This is a genomic window from Agromyces solani, assembly GCF_058349925.1.
This window is the reverse complement of sequence record NZ_JBYRER010000001.1, coordinates 20,239-36,057: the sequence shown is the minus strand read 5'-3', so window position 1 is coordinate 36,057 and position 15,819 is coordinate 20,239. Positions and strand designations below refer to the sequence as shown.

The following is a 15,819-nucleotide window of genomic DNA, read 5'->3' as shown; positions in this document are numbered from 1 at the left end:
CGCGATCGGAGGGGTTCTCCGCTGAACCCCGACCACATGACCACACGACCACACCATGCGCGACCACACGACCACACGACCACACCATGCGCGACCACACGACCACACGACCACACCGTGCGCGGAGGGACATCCTTCCCGGTCACCGAAGCCCTCCGGGGTCCGCGCCCAGATCACTGGGCATGGGCGAATCGGCACGGCGGTCGCCGGCGCCGGCCGGCGGGCGTAGCCTCGGAACATGAGCCCGATCCAGGCCGGCCCGCTGCGGACGATCGAGTGGATCGCCGACGAGTTCCTGCACAACGCCCGCCGCGGGCGGCGACTCGTCGCCGTCGACGGGGCCGACGCCGAGGCATCCGCCCGCCTGGCCGATGAACTGGCGGCGGCGATCGCCGCTCGACTCGGCTCGACCATGAACCGCCCCGACACGGCCGTCCTGCGCCGCAGCGTCGGCGCGGTCGACGAGGCGACCCTGAGGAGCGAGCTCGTCGAACCCTTCCGCGCGCACGAGCTGCCGGGCGCGGAGGGCGACGACATCGTGCTCGTCGTCGACGGGCAGCACCTGCTCGACGACGCGGTGCGGGGCGTCTGGCACTTCTCGGTGTGGACGCTCGCGGGCGACGAGCTGCCCCATTCCGCGGCATCCGTGATCGTCGACGTCACCGACCCCGAGCGGCCGACCCGGTACTACTACGACTACTGCGCGATCCCGCCGAGCGTGAATCGGCCCGGGCTCCACTGAGCGGCACGGCATCACAAGGGGTTGCCGCCCACCCGCGCCGGGTCTACCGTGAGCCCCAACGTGCAGATGTCACCACTTCGGGGGGTCCCCATGGTCAACGTCGATCGCGGCCGCTTCACCGCAGGCCGCAGCCTCATCGCAGTCGCCGCCGCCGTCTCGCTCGCGGCGTTCGCCGCGCCCGCGACCGCGTCGGCCGGCACCGCGGCGGCGGGCAGCGCCGTCACCGGGCGCCCCGCACCGCCGGCCCCGGCCACGTCGACCGGTTTCGGCGGGGCGGTCTCATCGGTGGATGCCTCGGCGAGCGCCGTCGGCCTCGAAGTGCTGCGCGACGGCGGCAACGCGGTCGACGCAGCGGTCGCGACCGCGGCCGCCCTCGGCGTGACCGAACCGTACAGCGCCGGCATCGGCGGCGGCGGGTACCTCGTGTACTTCGACGCCGAGACCGGCGAGGTGTCGACGATCGACGGTCGCGAGACGGCACCCGCGACGATGCCGAGCGACGCGTTCATCAACCCGGCGACGGGCACGCCCTACGCGTTCGCCGACGCGGTGTCGTCGGGTCTCTCGGTCGGCACGCCCGGCACGCTCGCGACGTGGGAGGCCGCGCTCGACGAGTTCGGCACGACCTCCCTGCGCGACGCGCTGCAGCCGGCGATCCTGCTCGCGACGAAGGGCTTCGTCGTCGACCAGACCTTCCGCGACCAGACGCTCGCGAACCAGGCGCGGTTCTCGGCGTTCCCCGACACGGCCGAGCTGTTCCTGCCCGACGGCGACGCCCCGAAGGTGGGCAGCGTCTTCAAGAACCTCGACCTCGCCCGCACCATGCGGCAGATCGCGCTCGGCGGCACCGACGTGTTCTACGAGGGACCGCTCGCCGACGAGATCGCCGCGACCGCGCAGGAGCCGATCGTCGACCCCGACGCGACCCTGCCCGCCTACCCGGGGTACCTCACCGCCGACGACCTCGCCGACTACGAGGTGCTCGACCAGGCACCGACGCACATCGAGTACCGCGGCCTCGACGTCTACGGCATGGCGCCGTCGTCGTCGGGCGGCACGACGGTGGGCGAGTCGCTCAACATCCTCGAGAACTTCGACCTCGCCGGCGCCGACCCCGTGCAGGCGCTGCACCTCTACCTCGAGGCCACCGCCCACGCCTTCGCCGATCGCAACGCGTACGTCGGCGATCCGGCATTCGTCGACGTGCCGACCGAGACGCTGCTCAGCCAGGAGTTCGCTGACGCCCGGGCGTGCGTCATCGATCCGGATGCCGCGTCGGTGAAGCCCGTCGCCCCCGCCCCGATCTCAGCGGCCGGGTGCGAGACGGTCGCGGCCGAAGAGCCCGCCGACACCGAGAACATCTCGACCACGCATCTCTCGGTCGTCGACCGGTGGGGCAATGCCGTGGCCTACACCCTGACGATCGAGCAGACCGGCGGCTCCGGCATGACCGTTCCGGGGCGCGGCTTCCTGCTCAACAACGAGCTGACCGACTTCAGCTTCGTGCCGAACCCGGCCGACCCGAACATCGTCGAACCCGGCAAGCGCCCGCGGTCGTCGATGTCGCCCACGATCGTGCTCGACGACGGCGAGGTGCGCTACGTCGTGGGCTCGCCCGGCGGATCGATGATCATCACCACCGTGACGCAGGTGCTCGTGAACCGCATCGACCTCGGCATGACCCTGCCCGAGGCGGTCGCGGCGCCGCGCGCCTCGCAACGCAATACCGCCGCTGTCGCGGCCGAGCCGGCGTTCCGGGCCGCGTACGAGGCATCGCTCGCCGCGTACGGTCACACGTTCTCGACCTCGGCCGAGATCGGCGCCGTCGCCGCGATCGAGGTCGACGCCGACGGGCTCATGACCGCCGTGGCCGAGCCGGTGCGCCGCGGCGGCGGCACGGGGCTGGTGGTCGAGCCGGCGTGGTGAGCACGAGTCGCAGGACCATCCGTCGCGATACCCCGCCGTGACCGGCCGATCGCCCGAATCATCCTGCGACTCGACGAACCGACCCGCCTCAGCCGCGCGCCCGCAGCCGCGGCGCGAGGTCGCGCTCGAACAGCTCGAGGAACCGGCGCTGGTCGTGCCCGGGCGCGTGGAACACGAGGTGGTTGAAGCCCCAGTCCATGTACTGGCCGATCTCCTCGGTGACGGCATCGGGGTCGGTGCCGACGATCCAGCGCTTGGCGATCTGCTCGATCGGCAGCGCGTCGGCCGCCCGCTCCATCTCGACCGGGTCGGTGATGTCGTGCTTCTGCTCCTTCGAGAGCGAGAGCGGCGACCAGAACCGGGTGTTGTCGAGCGCCGTGTCGAGGTCCTCCTCGTACGAGAGCTTGATCTCGATCATGCGGTCGTACTCGTCGAAGGTGCGGCCGTCCTCACGGGCGGCCAGGCCCTCGCGAACGGCCGGCATGAGCTGATCGGCGTAGAGCTCAGCACCCTTGCCCGATGTGCAGATGAAGCCGTCACCGGCGCGCCCCGCGTACTTCGCCACCTGCGGGCCGCCCGCCGCGATGTACACGGGCACGCCGCCCGCGGGCCGGTCGTAGATGGAGGCGTCGTGCGTCGAGTAGTACTCGCCGTCGAAGCTGACCTGGCCCTCCTCCTTCCACAGCGCGCGCATGAGGCGCACCGACTCGCGCAGGCGCGCGTAGCGCTCGCGGAACTCGGGCCACTCCTGCTCGCCCGCGCCCTGGAATCCGGTCGCGATCTCGTTGAGCGCCTCGCCCGAGCCGAAGCCCGCGATGATGCGCTCGGGGTAGAGCACGCCGAGCGAGGCGAACGCCTGGGCGAGCACGGCCGGGTTGTAGCGGAAGGTCGGCGTCATGACGCTCGTGCCGATCTTCACGGTCGAGGTGCGCTCGCCGACCGCGGCCATCCACGCGAGCGAGAACGGCGCGTGGCCGCCCGTGTGGCGCCACGGCTGGAAGTGGTCGCTCGTGAACACCGACTCCATGCCGTGCCCTTCGGCGGCGACGGCGATCTCGACGAGCTCGCGCGGGTCGAACTGCTCGGCGCTGGCCTTGTATCCGAGGGTGAGGGTCATCTCGTGCTCCTTCTGCGGGGGTCGTGGTCGGTGGAACGTCAGGGGCGGACGGGCCGATGCCCGGTGTGCGGCAGCGAGCCGTCGGCGAGTGCGGCGACCGTCTCGGCGGTGCACGGGCCGACGCCGAGCTGCAGGGACTGCTCGAGGGCCTCGACGGTGTCGACGTCGCGGCGCAGCGTGGTGAACGGCGCACTGCCCGCGAGGTCGGCGAACCCGGCCTCGCGGTGCCGCGCCGCCGACTGCTCGCCGAACGCAGGTCGCATGGGCACGCCCTCGGCGGCGGTCGCGAGGGTCGTGCCGGTTCCGTCGGCATCGGCGATGAAGGCGAGCGGATGCCTCGCGGCCGCGTCGAGTGCGAACTCGAGCTCGCTCGTGCGCAGCGAGGGAAGGTCGCCGAGCAATACCGCGACGGGCCCGAGCGCGTGCGTGCGTGCCCGGTCGATACCTGCGTCGATCGCCGCGGTGAGTCCGCCGGGACCGTCGCCGGTCGGATCGCGCTCGAGCTCGACGCCGTCGGGCAGCGGCGAGCCGAGGTCGATCTCCCCGGTGACGACGACGATGCCCCCGACGTTGCGAGCAGCACGCGCGGCGGCGATCGTGTCGAGCGCGAACGCACGTGCGAGTGCCGCACGCGCCTCGGCCGGCACGACGGGGCCGAGTCGTGTCTTCGCAGCGGCGAACGCCTTGACCGGGATCACGACGGTCCAGCGGCTCGGCACGTCTGCCTCGCGCGACTCGGCTCGACCGTTCGACTCGGCCGAGGCATCCATGCCCGCCCCGCTCATGCGCGCAGCCCCGGCAGCACCTCGCGGCCGAACACCTCGAGCCACTCGGCCTGGTTGCGGCCGACGTTGTGCAAGTAGATGCGATCGAAGCCGAGATCGAGGTAGCGCTGGATCTCGGCCCGGTGGCGGTCGGGATCGGCCGAGACGACCATGCGACCCTCGAAGTCCTCGGGGCGCACCGTGCGGGCGAGCTGCTCGAACTCGAACGGCGAGCGGATGTCGCTGCGCCCGAACCGCATGCCGGCGATCGGCCATTCGGTGAGCGCGTTGCGCATCGCGTCCTCGTCGGTCGCCGCCCACGAGAGGTGCAGCTGCAGGATCTTCGGCATGCGCCGGACGTCGCGGCCGCCGTCGCGGGCGCCGTCGGCGAACCGGGCGAGCAGCGCCTCGAGGCGGTCGATCGGCCCGGTCGTCGTGATCAGGCCGTCGGCGACGCGACCGGCCCGGCGGGCGGTGACGGGCCCGGCGGTCGCGACGTAGATCTCGGGCGCCTTGGGCGGCATCGTCCAGAGTCGGGTGGTCTCGAGCTTGAAGCTCGGGCCGGCGTGGCGCACGTCGCGGCCGGCGATCGACGCGGCGAAGAGCTTCTTGATGAGCTCGACCGCCTCGAACATGCGGTTGATGCGGTCGGGCGCCTCGGGCCAGTACTGGCCGACGACATGCTCGTTGAGCGCTTCGCCCGAGCCGATGCCGAGCCAGTGCCGACCGGGGTACATCGACGCGAGGGTCGCGCTCGCCTGCGCGACGACGGCGGGGTGGGTGCGGAAGGTCGGCGTCGTCACGCCGGGGCCGAAGTCGCCGCGGGTGCGTTCGCCGAGCGCCCCGAGCACGCTCCACACGTGCGACGACTGGCCGAGCCGGGGCGTCCACGGCTGGAAGTGGTCGGTCGCCATGACCCCGGTGAACCCGTGCTGTTCGGCGAGCGCGGCGAGCGCGACGGCCTCGGCGGGCGGGAACTGCTCGAGCATGGCGGCGTAGCCGATGTGCACTGACACTCCTCCATCCTCTCGCGGGTCGACGGCGCGGGCGTCACGCCGAGGCCATCCCTCGTCGCGTCATAGCCATTGTTTCGGATACTGGATCCAAAACGCAAGCCGAGCTCGGATGCCTCCGCGAACGCCCGCGCGTCCCTCAGCGCCGCTGCGGCGCCGGGGCCGGGGTCGCCTCGCGGTCGAGCAGCGCGAGCACGGCGTCGCGCACGTGCTCGAGGTGCGAGCGCAGCACGCCGACCGCGTGCTCGACGTCGCCGCCCTCGACCGCGGCGATGAGCTCCTCGTGCGAGTGACCGTGGTCCGACCCGTCGACGAGGCGCCAGCCGAGCACGTACCGGCCGACCTTGAGGCGCAGCTGCTCGATCATCTCCCAGTAGACGGGGCGCCGCGCGGCGTCGTAGAGCTCGGCGTAGAACTCGGTGCGGGCGTCGACGAAGTCGGCGCCCTCCTCCTCGGCATCGGCCGTGCGGCCGAGCTCGCGCAGCCGCTCGAGCCGCTCGGGCGTCATGTCGGCCATCGAGCGCCGGAGCGCCTCGACCTCGAGCAGCGCGCGGATGTCGTACACCTCGCGGGCCTGCTCGGCCGAGAGCGACTTCACGACGGCACCGCGTCGCTCGTGGAACTCCACGAGCCCGTCGGCCTCGAGCTGGATGAGCGCCGAGCGCACCGGCAGTCGCGAGACCCCGATCGACTCGGCGAGCGTCTCCTGGCGCAGCTTCTGCCCCGGGGCGAGCGTGCCGCTGAGGATCGCGTCGCGCAGGATCTCGTAGACCATCACGCCGACCGAGCGATAGCCGCCCTGGTGCTTGCCGGCGAGCTGCTGGAGGGCGTCGGCGTCGAGGCGCTGCGCCGAGGCGCGGCCCTTCGGGGCGGTGAGTTCGCTCATGGCACCCGAATGTATCGGATGAAACGGCCACCGGCACGGAATCTGGATCCAAAAGCCGGAGCGTGTCCCCCGGACGGGGAACCCCCGTTCGATGTAACCCCGACCGGGGCTGCCGGGCGCCACCGCGCCGGGCATACCCTGCGCCGAGAAGCAACCGTCGATGAGTTCAGGGGGACACGATCATGGCCGGTTCGAAGCAACACACTCCGTTCGCCGGAGCGATCGCCGTCGCGATCGTCGCGACGATCACCGCGGCACTCGTCGGCACGGCGCCGGCCGCCGCCTCCGAGGCGCCACCCGGGCTGCCGCTGCCGCCGGCCGCTGCCGAGGGTTCCGAGCTTCCTGCGCCGCCGGACCCGTCGGCGATCGACCCCTCGTCCGAGGTCGAACAGGCCTCGCTCGCCGGGGACATCGCGGGTACGATCCGGGCCCGGATCGGTTCGAGCACGCCGCGCCTGGCCGGGGCGAAGGTCCACGTCTGGTGGTACGACCCCGTGGTCATGAGTTATCAGTATCGCGGCATGGTGGCGACCGACGCCGACGGCGAGTACCTCTTCCCGGACGCACCGCAGGGCAAGAACGTCCTCTGGGCCGAGCCGCCGAACGACGAGGACTTCCTCCACCCGATGTACTGGCCCGACAGTCCCGACACGAGCGGGATGGTGCAGTTCCAGGTGAACGACTCCCAGACCACGTCGGGCATCGACGTCACGCTGCCGCGGCTGAAGAAGGACTACATCGCGGGCGCCGACCGCTTCGCGACGGCCGTCGCGATCTCGAAGCGCGGCTTCCCCGGGGGAGCCGACTGCGTCTACGTCGCGGCCGGCCTCGGTTTCGCGGACGCGCTGAGCGCCGGTCCCGCCGCCGCCCACTGCGGCGGACCGCTGCTGCTCGTCCCGCCGACCACGCTGCCGGCGAACGTCAAGTCCGAGCTCAACCGGCTCGATCCCGACAAGATCGTCATCGCGGGCGGACCGGGAGTGATCTCGAACGCCGTGAAGTCCGCACTCGGCTCGATCGCACCGACCACGCGCGTCTACGGCGCCGACCGGTACGCGACCTCGCGCGCGATCCTGTCGTACGAGTTCGGCCCGACGATGCCGACGACGGTCTTCGTCGCCACGGGCGAGAACTTCCCCGACGCGCTCTCGGCGAGCGGAGCGGCCAGCGCCTGGAAGCTGCCGGTGCTGACGGTACGCGGAAGCGCGTCGGCGCTCGACGCCCCGTCGATCGTGCAGCTCAGCAAGTTCGACTACGCCTACATCGTCGGGGGCAAGGCGGTCGTGAGCGCGGGAATCGAGACCTCGCTGAAGAACCTCGGCGGAGTCGTCGCACGATACTCCGGGAGCGACCGGTACGCGACGAACATGGCGGTCAACGAGACCTTCATGCCCTACCCGGTCGACGACGTGTACCTGACGAACGGGCTCAAGTATCCCGATGCGCTCGCCGGCGCCCCGCTGGCCGGCGCGACGTTCGGTCCGCTGTACCTCGTGCCGCCCACCTGCACGCCGGAGCGCACCCTGGATCACATCCGCAAGGTCATCCCGCTCCGCGCGCACCTGCTCGGGTACTTCTCGAAGCTGAGCTTCGGGAGCGAGCTGTTCCTCGAGTGCTGAGCACGACGGTCGCTGCGCCTCGCCGGACCCGGCGGGGCGCAGCAGCGTGCCCGACGGGCGCCTACCCGAAGTCCTCGGGCGAGCTGCGCAGCGACCCTTCGGCCTGCGCCTCGTCGAAGCCCGCGCGGTACCCCTCGTCGTAGGCCTCGTCGGCGCCCTGCCGGAACAGGTCCCGCTCGCTCGGCCGCTGGATGGTCCGGGCGCCGGGCAGGTCGAGATCGCCGACGTAGCGGTCGAGGCCGCGCACGATCGCGACCGGGACGCCGGCCGACTTGCCCTTGACGAGCTCCGCGGCACCGGCGATCTCGTCGGCCACGCACGGCATCGTCACCGAGAGCGGCTTGCCCGAGGCATCCGTGCCGCCCCGCAGGTCGTCGAAGACGTGCACGCCGGCCGCACCGATCGCGAGGTCGGTCTGCCCTTCGCGCCACGGGCGGCCGAGCGTGTCGGAGAGGATCACGCCGACGCGGGCGCCGGTGAGCGCCCGCAGCCCCGTCGCGAGATCGCGCGCGGACGCGTCGGGGTCGACGGGCAGCAGCAGCACGGTGCCGTCGGGCGCGTTCGAGGCGTCGACGCCCGCCGCCGCGCCGATGATGCCCTGGCGGTTCTCGACGATGCGGGTGATGCCGCCGTCGTACTCGCGGGTCGCGACGACGCGCACCGTCTCGGCGGTGATCGCGGCCTCGCGGTCGGATGCCTCGACGATGCGCCCCTCGGCCTTCGAGACGATCTTCGACGTCACGACGAGGATGTCGCCGTCGGCGAGGTCGGCCGCACCGGCGATGAGCGCGGCGAGGTCGTCGCCAGTCGAGATCTCGGGCAGTCCCTCGACGCCCTCGACACTGAAACCTGCAGCCATGGACGCTCCCCCATCGGACTCCGGCGCCGCGATGTCGCGGCGGAACCATTCTGGCAGTTCGCCCGCCCTGCCATGGCGGACGGTCGTCCCGCAAGGGCCTGAACCGACGGATGCCGCGGCGATACGATCGCGTATGGCCAACGATGCCGACGCCAACGCCGAAGCCGAAGCCGCACGCAACGAGACGCCGACCGAGCGCCTCGACCGCAACTGGGCGGACATCCTGCAAGAGCTGCGCTCGGTCCTGACTGGCACGCAGCTGATCTCCGGCTTCCTGCTCGCGGCGGCGTTCCAGCCGCGCTTCACGGACCTCGACGAGTACGAGCTCGTGCTCTACCTCACGCTCGTCGCACTCGCCGCCCTGGCCACGGTCCTCGGCCTGGCCCCCGTCATCCTGCACCGCATGCTCTACGGCCGCCGGCAGAAGGACCGCCTCGTGCGCACCGGCAACCGCATCCTGTTCGTGCTGCTCGGGGTGGTCTCGCTGCTCTCCGTCGGGGTCGCCGGACTCATCTTCGACGTCGCGGTGAGCCGGGAGGCCGGCTTCATCGCGATCGGGGTCGCCCTGCTCGCGGTGGCGGCGGTCTGGGTCGTCGTGCCGATGCTCGCGCGCAACGGCGACTGAATTCCCCGGCGCCGGTGCCGTGGCCCCGAACAGGGGGTGGCGCCGGAGTGTGAAGTCTCCTTACACTCACGCTACTCGCGCCCGCGTGCGCGCACCCCTACATGAGGAACAACCCGATGACTCGAATCACTTCGCGCCTGCCGTGGCGCGCCGCCGCGGTCGCGGCCACCGTCTGCGCCCTCGTCGGCGCCGGCGCGACGACCGCCTTCGCCGAGGAGCTCCCATCCGCTTCCGCCACCATCCCCGTCGAATCGCGGCACGTCCCCGCGGCGACGCCGTCCTCCGCGGAACAGCGGGCCGGCACCCCCGCCGACCCGACGACCCCCCGGAGCCGGAGCCTCGGAGTCTCGGCCGTCGATGCCGGCGCGACGATCGGCGACGACGCCGTCTCGAGGGTCGCGGCAGGCACGGGCTCGATCTCGGGCACGATCACGAAGCTCATCGACTACAAGGCGGTCGCTCCGCTGAGCGGCGCCACCGTGACGGCGCACACCTACGACGCGGGGACCGACGTCCTGTCGCCGGCTCTCGCGACCGCGACGAGCGGTGCCGACGGCTCGTACGCACTCAACGGTCTCGGCACCGGCGCGTACGTCGTGCTCGTCAAGCACACCGCTTCGGGATCGAAGCTGCTGCCCGACTTCTACCCGAACGCCGCGTACGCGTCGCAGGCGCAGGCGGTCCAGGTCACCGACGGCCTGGACACGCCCTCGATCGACGAGCTGCTCGCGCCGCTCCTCAGCGGTTACATCGCGGGCGCGTCGCGTTACGAGACCTCCGCCGCCATCGCGAAGGAGTTCCCCTCGAACATCGATTGCGTCTATCTCGCCTCCGGGGCGAACTTCCCCGACGCACTGAGCGCCGCCCCCGCCGCCGCGACCTGCGGCGGGCCGCTGCTGCTGGTCGAGCCGAACGCGGTGCCCGCGGCGATCGCCTCGCAGCTCGACCGCCTGAACCCGTCGCGCATCTACATCGCCGGCGGTACCGGCGCGGTCTCGAACGCGGTGAAGACGAAGGCGTCGCAGCTGGTCCCGGGTGCAGCCATCACTCGCCTCGCCGGCGCCGACCGCTACGCGACCTCGCGAGCGATCGTCGGCAAGGCGTTCGGTACGACCGAGTTCGTCTGGATCGCGACCGGCGCGAACTTCCCCGATGCACTGTCGGCGAGCAACGCCGCGGCGGCCTACCGCGAGCCCGTCCTGATCGTCCCGGGCACCGCGAAGTCGCTCGACTCGGCGACCATGTCCACGATCGCCGCGCGCCACCCCCAGGCCGTCGCGATCGCCGGCGGCACGGCCGTGGTCTCGACCGGGATCGAGAACCAGCTCTGGAAGCTGTACGGCAAGATCCGCCTGCAGGGCGCCGACCGCTACGGCACGTCGCTCGCCATCAACAAGTTCGCCTGGGACGTGCCGGTGGGCCACTCCACGTCGGTGTACGCCTTCCTGACCAACGGCACGAAGTTCCCCGACGCACTCTCGGGTGCGGCGATGGCCGGCGGCCGATACAGTGCGCCGATGTACGCCGTGCCGCCGACCTGCGTCCCCAACGCCGTGCAGCAGCACATCAAGGACCTCAAGGTCTACGAGGCGTACCTGCTCGGCTACTTCTCGAAGATCTCGTTCGCGGAGCCGCTCAAGCGCTGCTGAGCCTGCCGATCGATGGGCGGATGCCTCGTGGCCGGCCACGAGGCATCCGCCTTCGTCGTGCTCGGGGTGTCGCCGGGCTGACCTACGCTGGAACCCATGCGCATCGCCACCTGGAACGTCAACTCGATCCGCACCCGCGTCGGCCGCGTCGTCGACTGGATGGTGCGCGAAGACGTCGACGTGCTGGCCATGCAGGAGATCAAGTGCAAGCCCGAGCAGTTCCCGCACGAGGCGTTCGAGGCGGCGGGCTACGAGCTCGCCCTGCACGGCCTCAACCAGTGGAACGGCGTCGCGATCGCGAGCCGATCGCCGATCCACGACGTCGAGATCGAGTTCCCGGGCATGCCGGGCTTCCTCAAGGGGCACGACGGGCCCGACCTTCCGAAAGAGGCGCGCGCCATCGGCGCCACCGTCGACGACGTCCGGCTCTGGAGCCTCTACGTGCCCAACGGGCGCGCCCTCGGCGACCCGCACCTCACGTACAAGCTCGACTTCTACGCAGCGCTCGCCGACTACGCCCGAGCCGAGACGACCGCGCACCCCGACCGCCCCTTCGCCCTCATGGGCGACTTCAACGTCGCCCCGTTCGACGTCGACAACGGCGACCCGACCGTCGTCGTCGGGCAGACCACGCACGTCTCGCCCGAAGAGCGTGCGGCGTTCTTCGCGCTCGAGAGCGCCGGGCTCGCAGACGTGGTGCGCTCGCGCGTGCCCGAGGGCCTCTTCACCTACTGGGACTACAAGCAGCTGCGCTTCCCCCGCAACGAGGGCCTGCGCATCGACTTCATCCTCGGCTCGCAGGCGTTCGCCGACGCCGTCACCGACGCCTCGATCCACCGCAACGAGCGCAAGGGCGACGCGCCGAGCGACCACGTGCCGGTGCTCGTCGACCTCGACCTCGGCGACGACGACGGCGACCTGCCGATGATCTTCGGCTGACCCGGCGGGTGACGCAACCCCCAGCCCCGGTGCAGGCGCCCCGGCTACGCTCGAGAACGTGACGAGCACGCACCAACCCGGCGCCGACCCGTTCATCGGGGCGGTGTTCGGCGGGCGCTACCGGCTCGACGCGCTCATCGGCCGCGGCGGCATGGCGAGCGTGTATCGAGCGCACGACCTGTCGCTCGGCCGCCGGGTCGCGGTCAAGGTGTTCGCGGCGACCGCGGAGGGCATCGACGACGCCGCACGGCGCAGTTCGGAGATCGCGCTGCTCGCCGGCGTCGAGCATCGCGCGCTCGTGCGCCTGTACGACGCATCCCGCGACCCGGCGACCGCGCGCGAGTACTTCGTGATGGAACTCGTCGACGGCCACGACCTGCGCGAGGCCCTGCGCCGCGGGCCGCTCGACGCGGCCGACGTCGCCGGCCTCCTCGCCGATGTCGGCGAGGCGCTGCACGTCATCCACGACCGCGGCATCGTGCACCGCGACGTGAAGCCCGCGAACGTGCTGCTCGAGCCCGCGCACCTGCCGACCCGCGAGTGGAACGCGAAGCTCGCCGACTTCGGCATCGCGCGGCTCATCGACGACACCCGGATCACGCGAACCGGTCTGCTCGTCGGCACCCCCGGCTACCTCAGCCCCGAACAGGTCAGCGGTGCGGCGGCGGGCCCCGCGGCCGACGTCTATTCGCTCGGGCTGCTCGCCCTCGAGGCGCGCACGGGCCGCACCGCCTTCCCCGGCCCCGCGGCCGAGGCGGCGAGCGCCCGGCTCGTGCGCGACCCCGAGATCCCCGAGTGGCTCGGCGCGGACTGGGTGGCGCTGCTGCGCGCGATGACGGCGCGCGAGCCCGAGGCGCGGCCCACCGCACTCGAGGTCGCCGTCGCCGCCACCCGGCTCGACACCTCGGCGACGGGTGCGGGAGCCGCGACCGGACCGACGATAGTGCTCCCGGTCGGCGCGGGCGTCGCCGGCGCGGCGGCCCCGGCCGGCGACGCCCCGGACGACGCGATCGGCCCGGCGACCGGCACGGAGGCCCTCGGCGCGACGGCGCCCCTGCGACCACGGGCATCGGCCGACGGTGCCGATCGCCCGAAGCGAATGCGTCCCGCGCTCGTCGTGGCCGCCCTCGCCGGCGCGGCCGTCGCGATCGCGCTGATCGCCCAGGCGGTCATCGGCGCCGTGACCACGGGCGGCGAGGCCGATGTCGGGCCGTCGCCCTCGGTGCCCGCGGAGTCGACGACGCCGAGCGGTGAACGGACGCCCGCGCCGACGCCGACGCCGACACCGACCGAGACCGGCGAAGACGAGGACGACAGCGGGCCCGGCAACAGCGGCGACAACCGAAACGACGAGAAGAACAAGGGCAAGGGCAGCGGCAAGAACGACGACTGATCGGCGCCCTGCCGAGGCATCCCGACCACTCACGGGGTGGTCGCCGGCGCGGCGCCCCACGCCATAGCATCGGGGAATGCCCGAACTCGAAGTCCCCGGCGCCGTCCTGCACTACGAGACCGCGGGAGCCGCCTCGGATCCCGCGCTGCTACTCATCCCGGCCGGGGTCGCGACCCTGCGCATGTGGGACGAACAGCTCGACGCGCTCGCCGCCCGGCACCACGTCATCCGCTACGACCCCCGCGGCTTCGGCGGCACCCGGCACGACTTCTCGGTGCCCTTCGCGAATCACGACGACGCGATCGCACTGCTCGACCACCTCGGCGTCGAGCGCGCGACCGTCGTCGGGGCGAGTCGCGGTGGGGCGCTCGCCATCGACGTCGTGCTCGCGGCCCCCGGCCGCGTCGACGGCCTCGTCACGATCGGCGCGCGCATCGGCGGTCACCCCGACGTGCCGACGACGCCCGAGGAGCAGCGACGGCTCGACGCGGCGGAGGCGGTCGATCCGCTGGCCGAGCCGGCCGAGTACGTGCGACTCGAGGCCCTCGCGTTCGCCGTCGGCGTCGGCCGTGAGGCGTCCGACCTCGAGCCGGGCTTCCTGGAGCGGGCCCTCGAGCTCGCCCGCCCGAACGTCGCGCACGTGGCCGACGACGGCGAGCAGGTGCCGCTCGACCCGCCGGCCGCCGGACGACTCGGCGAGATCGGGGTGCCGACCCTCGCACTGGTCGGCGAGCACGACTTCTCGCCGTTCGCCGTGCAGTACGACGCCCTCGTCGCGGCGGTGCCGAACGCGACCGGCGTGCGCGTCGCCGGCACGGCCCACCTGCCGAGCGTCGAACGCTCCGACGAGGTGGGCCGCGTGCTGGTCGACTGGCTCGACGCGCACGGGCTCTAGCAGCACGTCACGGTCGCTGGCCCGACCGGTGGCCCGCGATCAGCGCATCGCCCGGTACGCGGCCCGCGCCTCGGAGGTGAGGTGCTCGGTGGCGTACGAGAGCATCGTGCGGGGCATACGGGCCGCGTGCACGTCGAGGAAGCCGGTGAGCTCGGCCTCGCCGACCCGCTTGCCGGCTTCGCGGAGCATCCAGCCGACGGCCTTGCGGATGAGGTCGTGCGGGTCCTCGAGCAGTCGCTCGGCGATCGCGAGCGCCGGGCGGGCATCGCCCGCCTTCGTCGCGGCGAAGGTCGCGAGCACCGCGACCCGTCGCTGCCACACCGAGTCGGATGCCGCGAGCCCGACGAGCACCGGCGGATCGACCTGCTCGACGGGGGCGCCCGTGAACAGGACCTCCCCGACGAGGAACTCGGCCGAGCTGTCGACGAGGTCCCAGTTGTCGACGCGGCCGCGGCGAACCGCCTCGAGGTAGGCGATGTGGAGCCGGAGCCGCGCGGCGTCGTCGCGCGTGCGAGATCGGCTCGCGCGGGCGAACTGCGCGACCATGATGAGGAGAGCGGCGAGCCGGTGCTCGTGGATCGGGCTGTCGAGGAGCGCATCGACCTCGGCGGGTGCCAGCCCGGCGAAGCGGGCCACGACCGTGCGGGTCTGCGGCACCGTCACCCCGATGAACCGGTCGCCTTCGGCGTAACCGCCGGGGCCGGTCTTGAAGAACCGGGCGAGCTGGGGCACGCGATCGGGGTCGGCCAAGTCGGCGAGCGCCGCACGCACGGCATAGGCGGTCGGCGGCGGGGACGAGGCATCCGTCATGCCCGTACGCTACCGTCGCCCTTCCCTCGCGCGGGGGTATCCGCGACGATGGAGCGGTGAGCGAATCGATTCCCCAGCTGTCCGAGACCGAGGCACCCGCCATCGACTTCCGGCCGATCACGGGCGACGACCTGCGGCTGTGGCTGCCCGAGTCGATGGCCTACTACGAAGCGGCGCGGCTGCGCGCCGGCGACACCCCCGACGAGGCGAAGGCCGCGGTCGAGGCGTCGACGAGTCGCTTCTTCGCCGACGGCGAGCTGAAGCCCGGGCACGTGCTGCTCGCCATCTACGCCGACGGCGAAGACGCGGGCTGGCTCTGGCTCGGCCCGTGGGCCGAGGGCGGCGACGCGTGGTGGGTGTGGGACGTCCACGTGCGCGAGCCGTTCCGCCGCCGCGGGCTCGGCCGGGCGGCCATGCGGCACGCCGAGCAGGTCGCGCGCGAGCACGGCTCGCCGACCCTCGGCCTCAACGTCTTCGCGTACAACGTGCCCGCGATCGAGCTCTACGAGAGCCTCGGCTTCGAGGCGGCGTCGCTGCACATGGCGAAGAGCCTCTGACGACGAAGAGCCCCGGCGCCCTCGG

General features: G+C 72.4%; 15 protein-coding genes. 9 read left to right on the top strand and 6 right to left on the bottom strand.

Translation table 11 applies throughout. The features are described 5' to 3' along the window. The first annotated feature begins 238 nt into the window (after positions 1-238). Positions 239-742, top strand: coding sequence for a nucleoside/nucleotide kinase family protein (locus AC3RJ7_RS00185; protein ID WP_491453839.1), 504 nt, complete (start codon positions 239-241; stop codon positions 740-742). Between the two features lie 90 nt (positions 743-832). After that, the gene (gene ggt / locus AC3RJ7_RS00180) at positions 833-2,668 is read left to right on the top strand and encodes a gamma-glutamyltransferase (RefSeq protein WP_491453838.1); all 1,836 of its coding nucleotides are present in this window, start codon (positions 833-835) and stop codon (positions 2,666-2,668) included. A gap of 88 nt (positions 2,669-2,756) precedes the next feature. On the opposite strand, the gene fgd is transcribed toward ggt, so the two are convergent. The 4 genes from fgd to AC3RJ7_RS00160 form a co-directional block, all read right to left on the bottom strand. Then, positions 2,757-3,785 (bottom strand): glucose-6-phosphate dehydrogenase (coenzyme-F420), encoded by a 1,029-nt coding sequence (gene fgd / locus AC3RJ7_RS00175; protein WP_491453837.1) that lies wholly within the window; start codon positions 3,783-3,785, stop codon positions 2,757-2,759. 38 nt (positions 3,786-3,823) lie between these two features. Further along, positions 3,824-4,570, bottom strand: a complete 747-nt coding sequence (gene cofC / locus AC3RJ7_RS00170; RefSeq protein WP_491453836.1) for a 2-phospho-L-lactate guanylyltransferase — start codon at positions 4,568-4,570, stop codon at positions 3,824-3,826. After that, on the bottom strand, positions 4,567-5,565 hold the full coding sequence (locus AC3RJ7_RS00165) for a TIGR03557 family F420-dependent LLM class oxidoreductase (RefSeq protein ID WP_491453835.1): 999 nt from the start codon (positions 5,563-5,565) through the stop codon (positions 4,567-4,569). Before AC3RJ7_RS00165 ends, cofC begins: the two co-directional genes overlap by 4 nt. 136 nt (positions 5,566-5,701) lie before the next feature. Next, entirely contained in the window at positions 5,702-6,448 is a 747-nt protein-coding gene (locus AC3RJ7_RS00160; protein ID WP_491453834.1) for a GntR family transcriptional regulator, read from the bottom strand. Positions 6,449-6,630: 182 nt separating this feature from the next. Between AC3RJ7_RS00160 and AC3RJ7_RS00155 the strand changes: the two genes are divergently transcribed. After that, on the top strand, positions 6,631-8,067 hold the full coding sequence (locus tag AC3RJ7_RS00155) for a cell wall-binding repeat-containing protein (RefSeq protein WP_491453833.1): 1,437 nt from the start codon (positions 6,631-6,633) through the stop codon (positions 8,065-8,067). A gap of 61 nt (positions 8,068-8,128) precedes the next feature. On the opposite strand, the gene cofE is transcribed toward AC3RJ7_RS00155, so the two are convergent. Continuing rightward, positions 8,129-8,926 carry a coenzyme F420-0:L-glutamate ligase gene (gene cofE / locus AC3RJ7_RS00150; protein ID WP_491453832.1) on the bottom strand — a complete coding sequence of 266 codons (798 nt, stop codon included), beginning with the start codon at positions 8,924-8,926 and terminating at the stop codon, positions 8,129-8,131. A gap of 133 nt (positions 8,927-9,059) precedes the next feature. On the opposite strand from cofE, the gene AC3RJ7_RS00145 reads away from it, so the two are divergent. From AC3RJ7_RS00145 to AC3RJ7_RS00125, 5 genes are all read left to right on the top strand, one after another. Continuing rightward, positions 9,060-9,551: a DUF6328 family protein gene (locus AC3RJ7_RS00145; protein WP_491453831.1), complete on the top strand. Its 492-nt coding sequence runs from the start codon at positions 9,060-9,062 to the stop codon at positions 9,549-9,551. Between the two features lie 116 nt (positions 9,552-9,667). Continuing rightward, the gene (locus tag AC3RJ7_RS00140; protein ID WP_491453830.1) at positions 9,668-11,200 is read left to right on the top strand and encodes a cell wall-binding repeat-containing protein; all 1,533 of its coding nucleotides are present in this window, start codon (positions 9,668-9,670) and stop codon (positions 11,198-11,200) included. 96 nt (positions 11,201-11,296) lie between these two features. Then, positions 11,297-12,139: an exodeoxyribonuclease III gene (locus tag AC3RJ7_RS00135; protein ID WP_491453829.1), complete on the top strand. Its 843-nt coding sequence runs from the start codon at positions 11,297-11,299 to the stop codon at positions 12,137-12,139. Between the two features lie 58 nt (positions 12,140-12,197). Further along, complete coding sequence (locus AC3RJ7_RS00130; RefSeq protein WP_491453828.1) at positions 12,198-13,532, top strand: serine/threonine-protein kinase; 1,335 nt, start codon at positions 12,198-12,200, stop codon at positions 13,530-13,532. A 76-nt stretch (positions 13,533-13,608) separates the two neighbouring features. After that, positions 13,609-14,427: an alpha/beta fold hydrolase gene (locus AC3RJ7_RS00125; RefSeq protein WP_491453827.1), complete on the top strand. Its 819-nt coding sequence runs from the start codon at positions 13,609-13,611 to the stop codon at positions 14,425-14,427. Between the two features lie 39 nt (positions 14,428-14,466). Here AC3RJ7_RS00125 and AC3RJ7_RS00120 read toward each other — a convergent pair whose 3' ends face one another. Further along, positions 14,467-15,237: a DNA alkylation repair protein gene (locus AC3RJ7_RS00120; protein ID WP_491453826.1), complete on the bottom strand. Its 771-nt coding sequence runs from the start codon at positions 15,235-15,237 to the stop codon at positions 14,467-14,469. 56 nt (positions 15,238-15,293) lie between these two features. Here AC3RJ7_RS00120 and AC3RJ7_RS00115 point away from each other — a divergent pair, with 56 nt between their 5' ends. Further along, positions 15,294-15,794 carry a GNAT family N-acetyltransferase gene (locus AC3RJ7_RS00115; protein WP_491453825.1) on the top strand — a complete coding sequence of 167 codons (501 nt, stop codon included), beginning with the start codon at positions 15,294-15,296 and terminating at the stop codon, positions 15,792-15,794. Positions 15,795-15,819 lie beyond the last annotated feature (25 nt).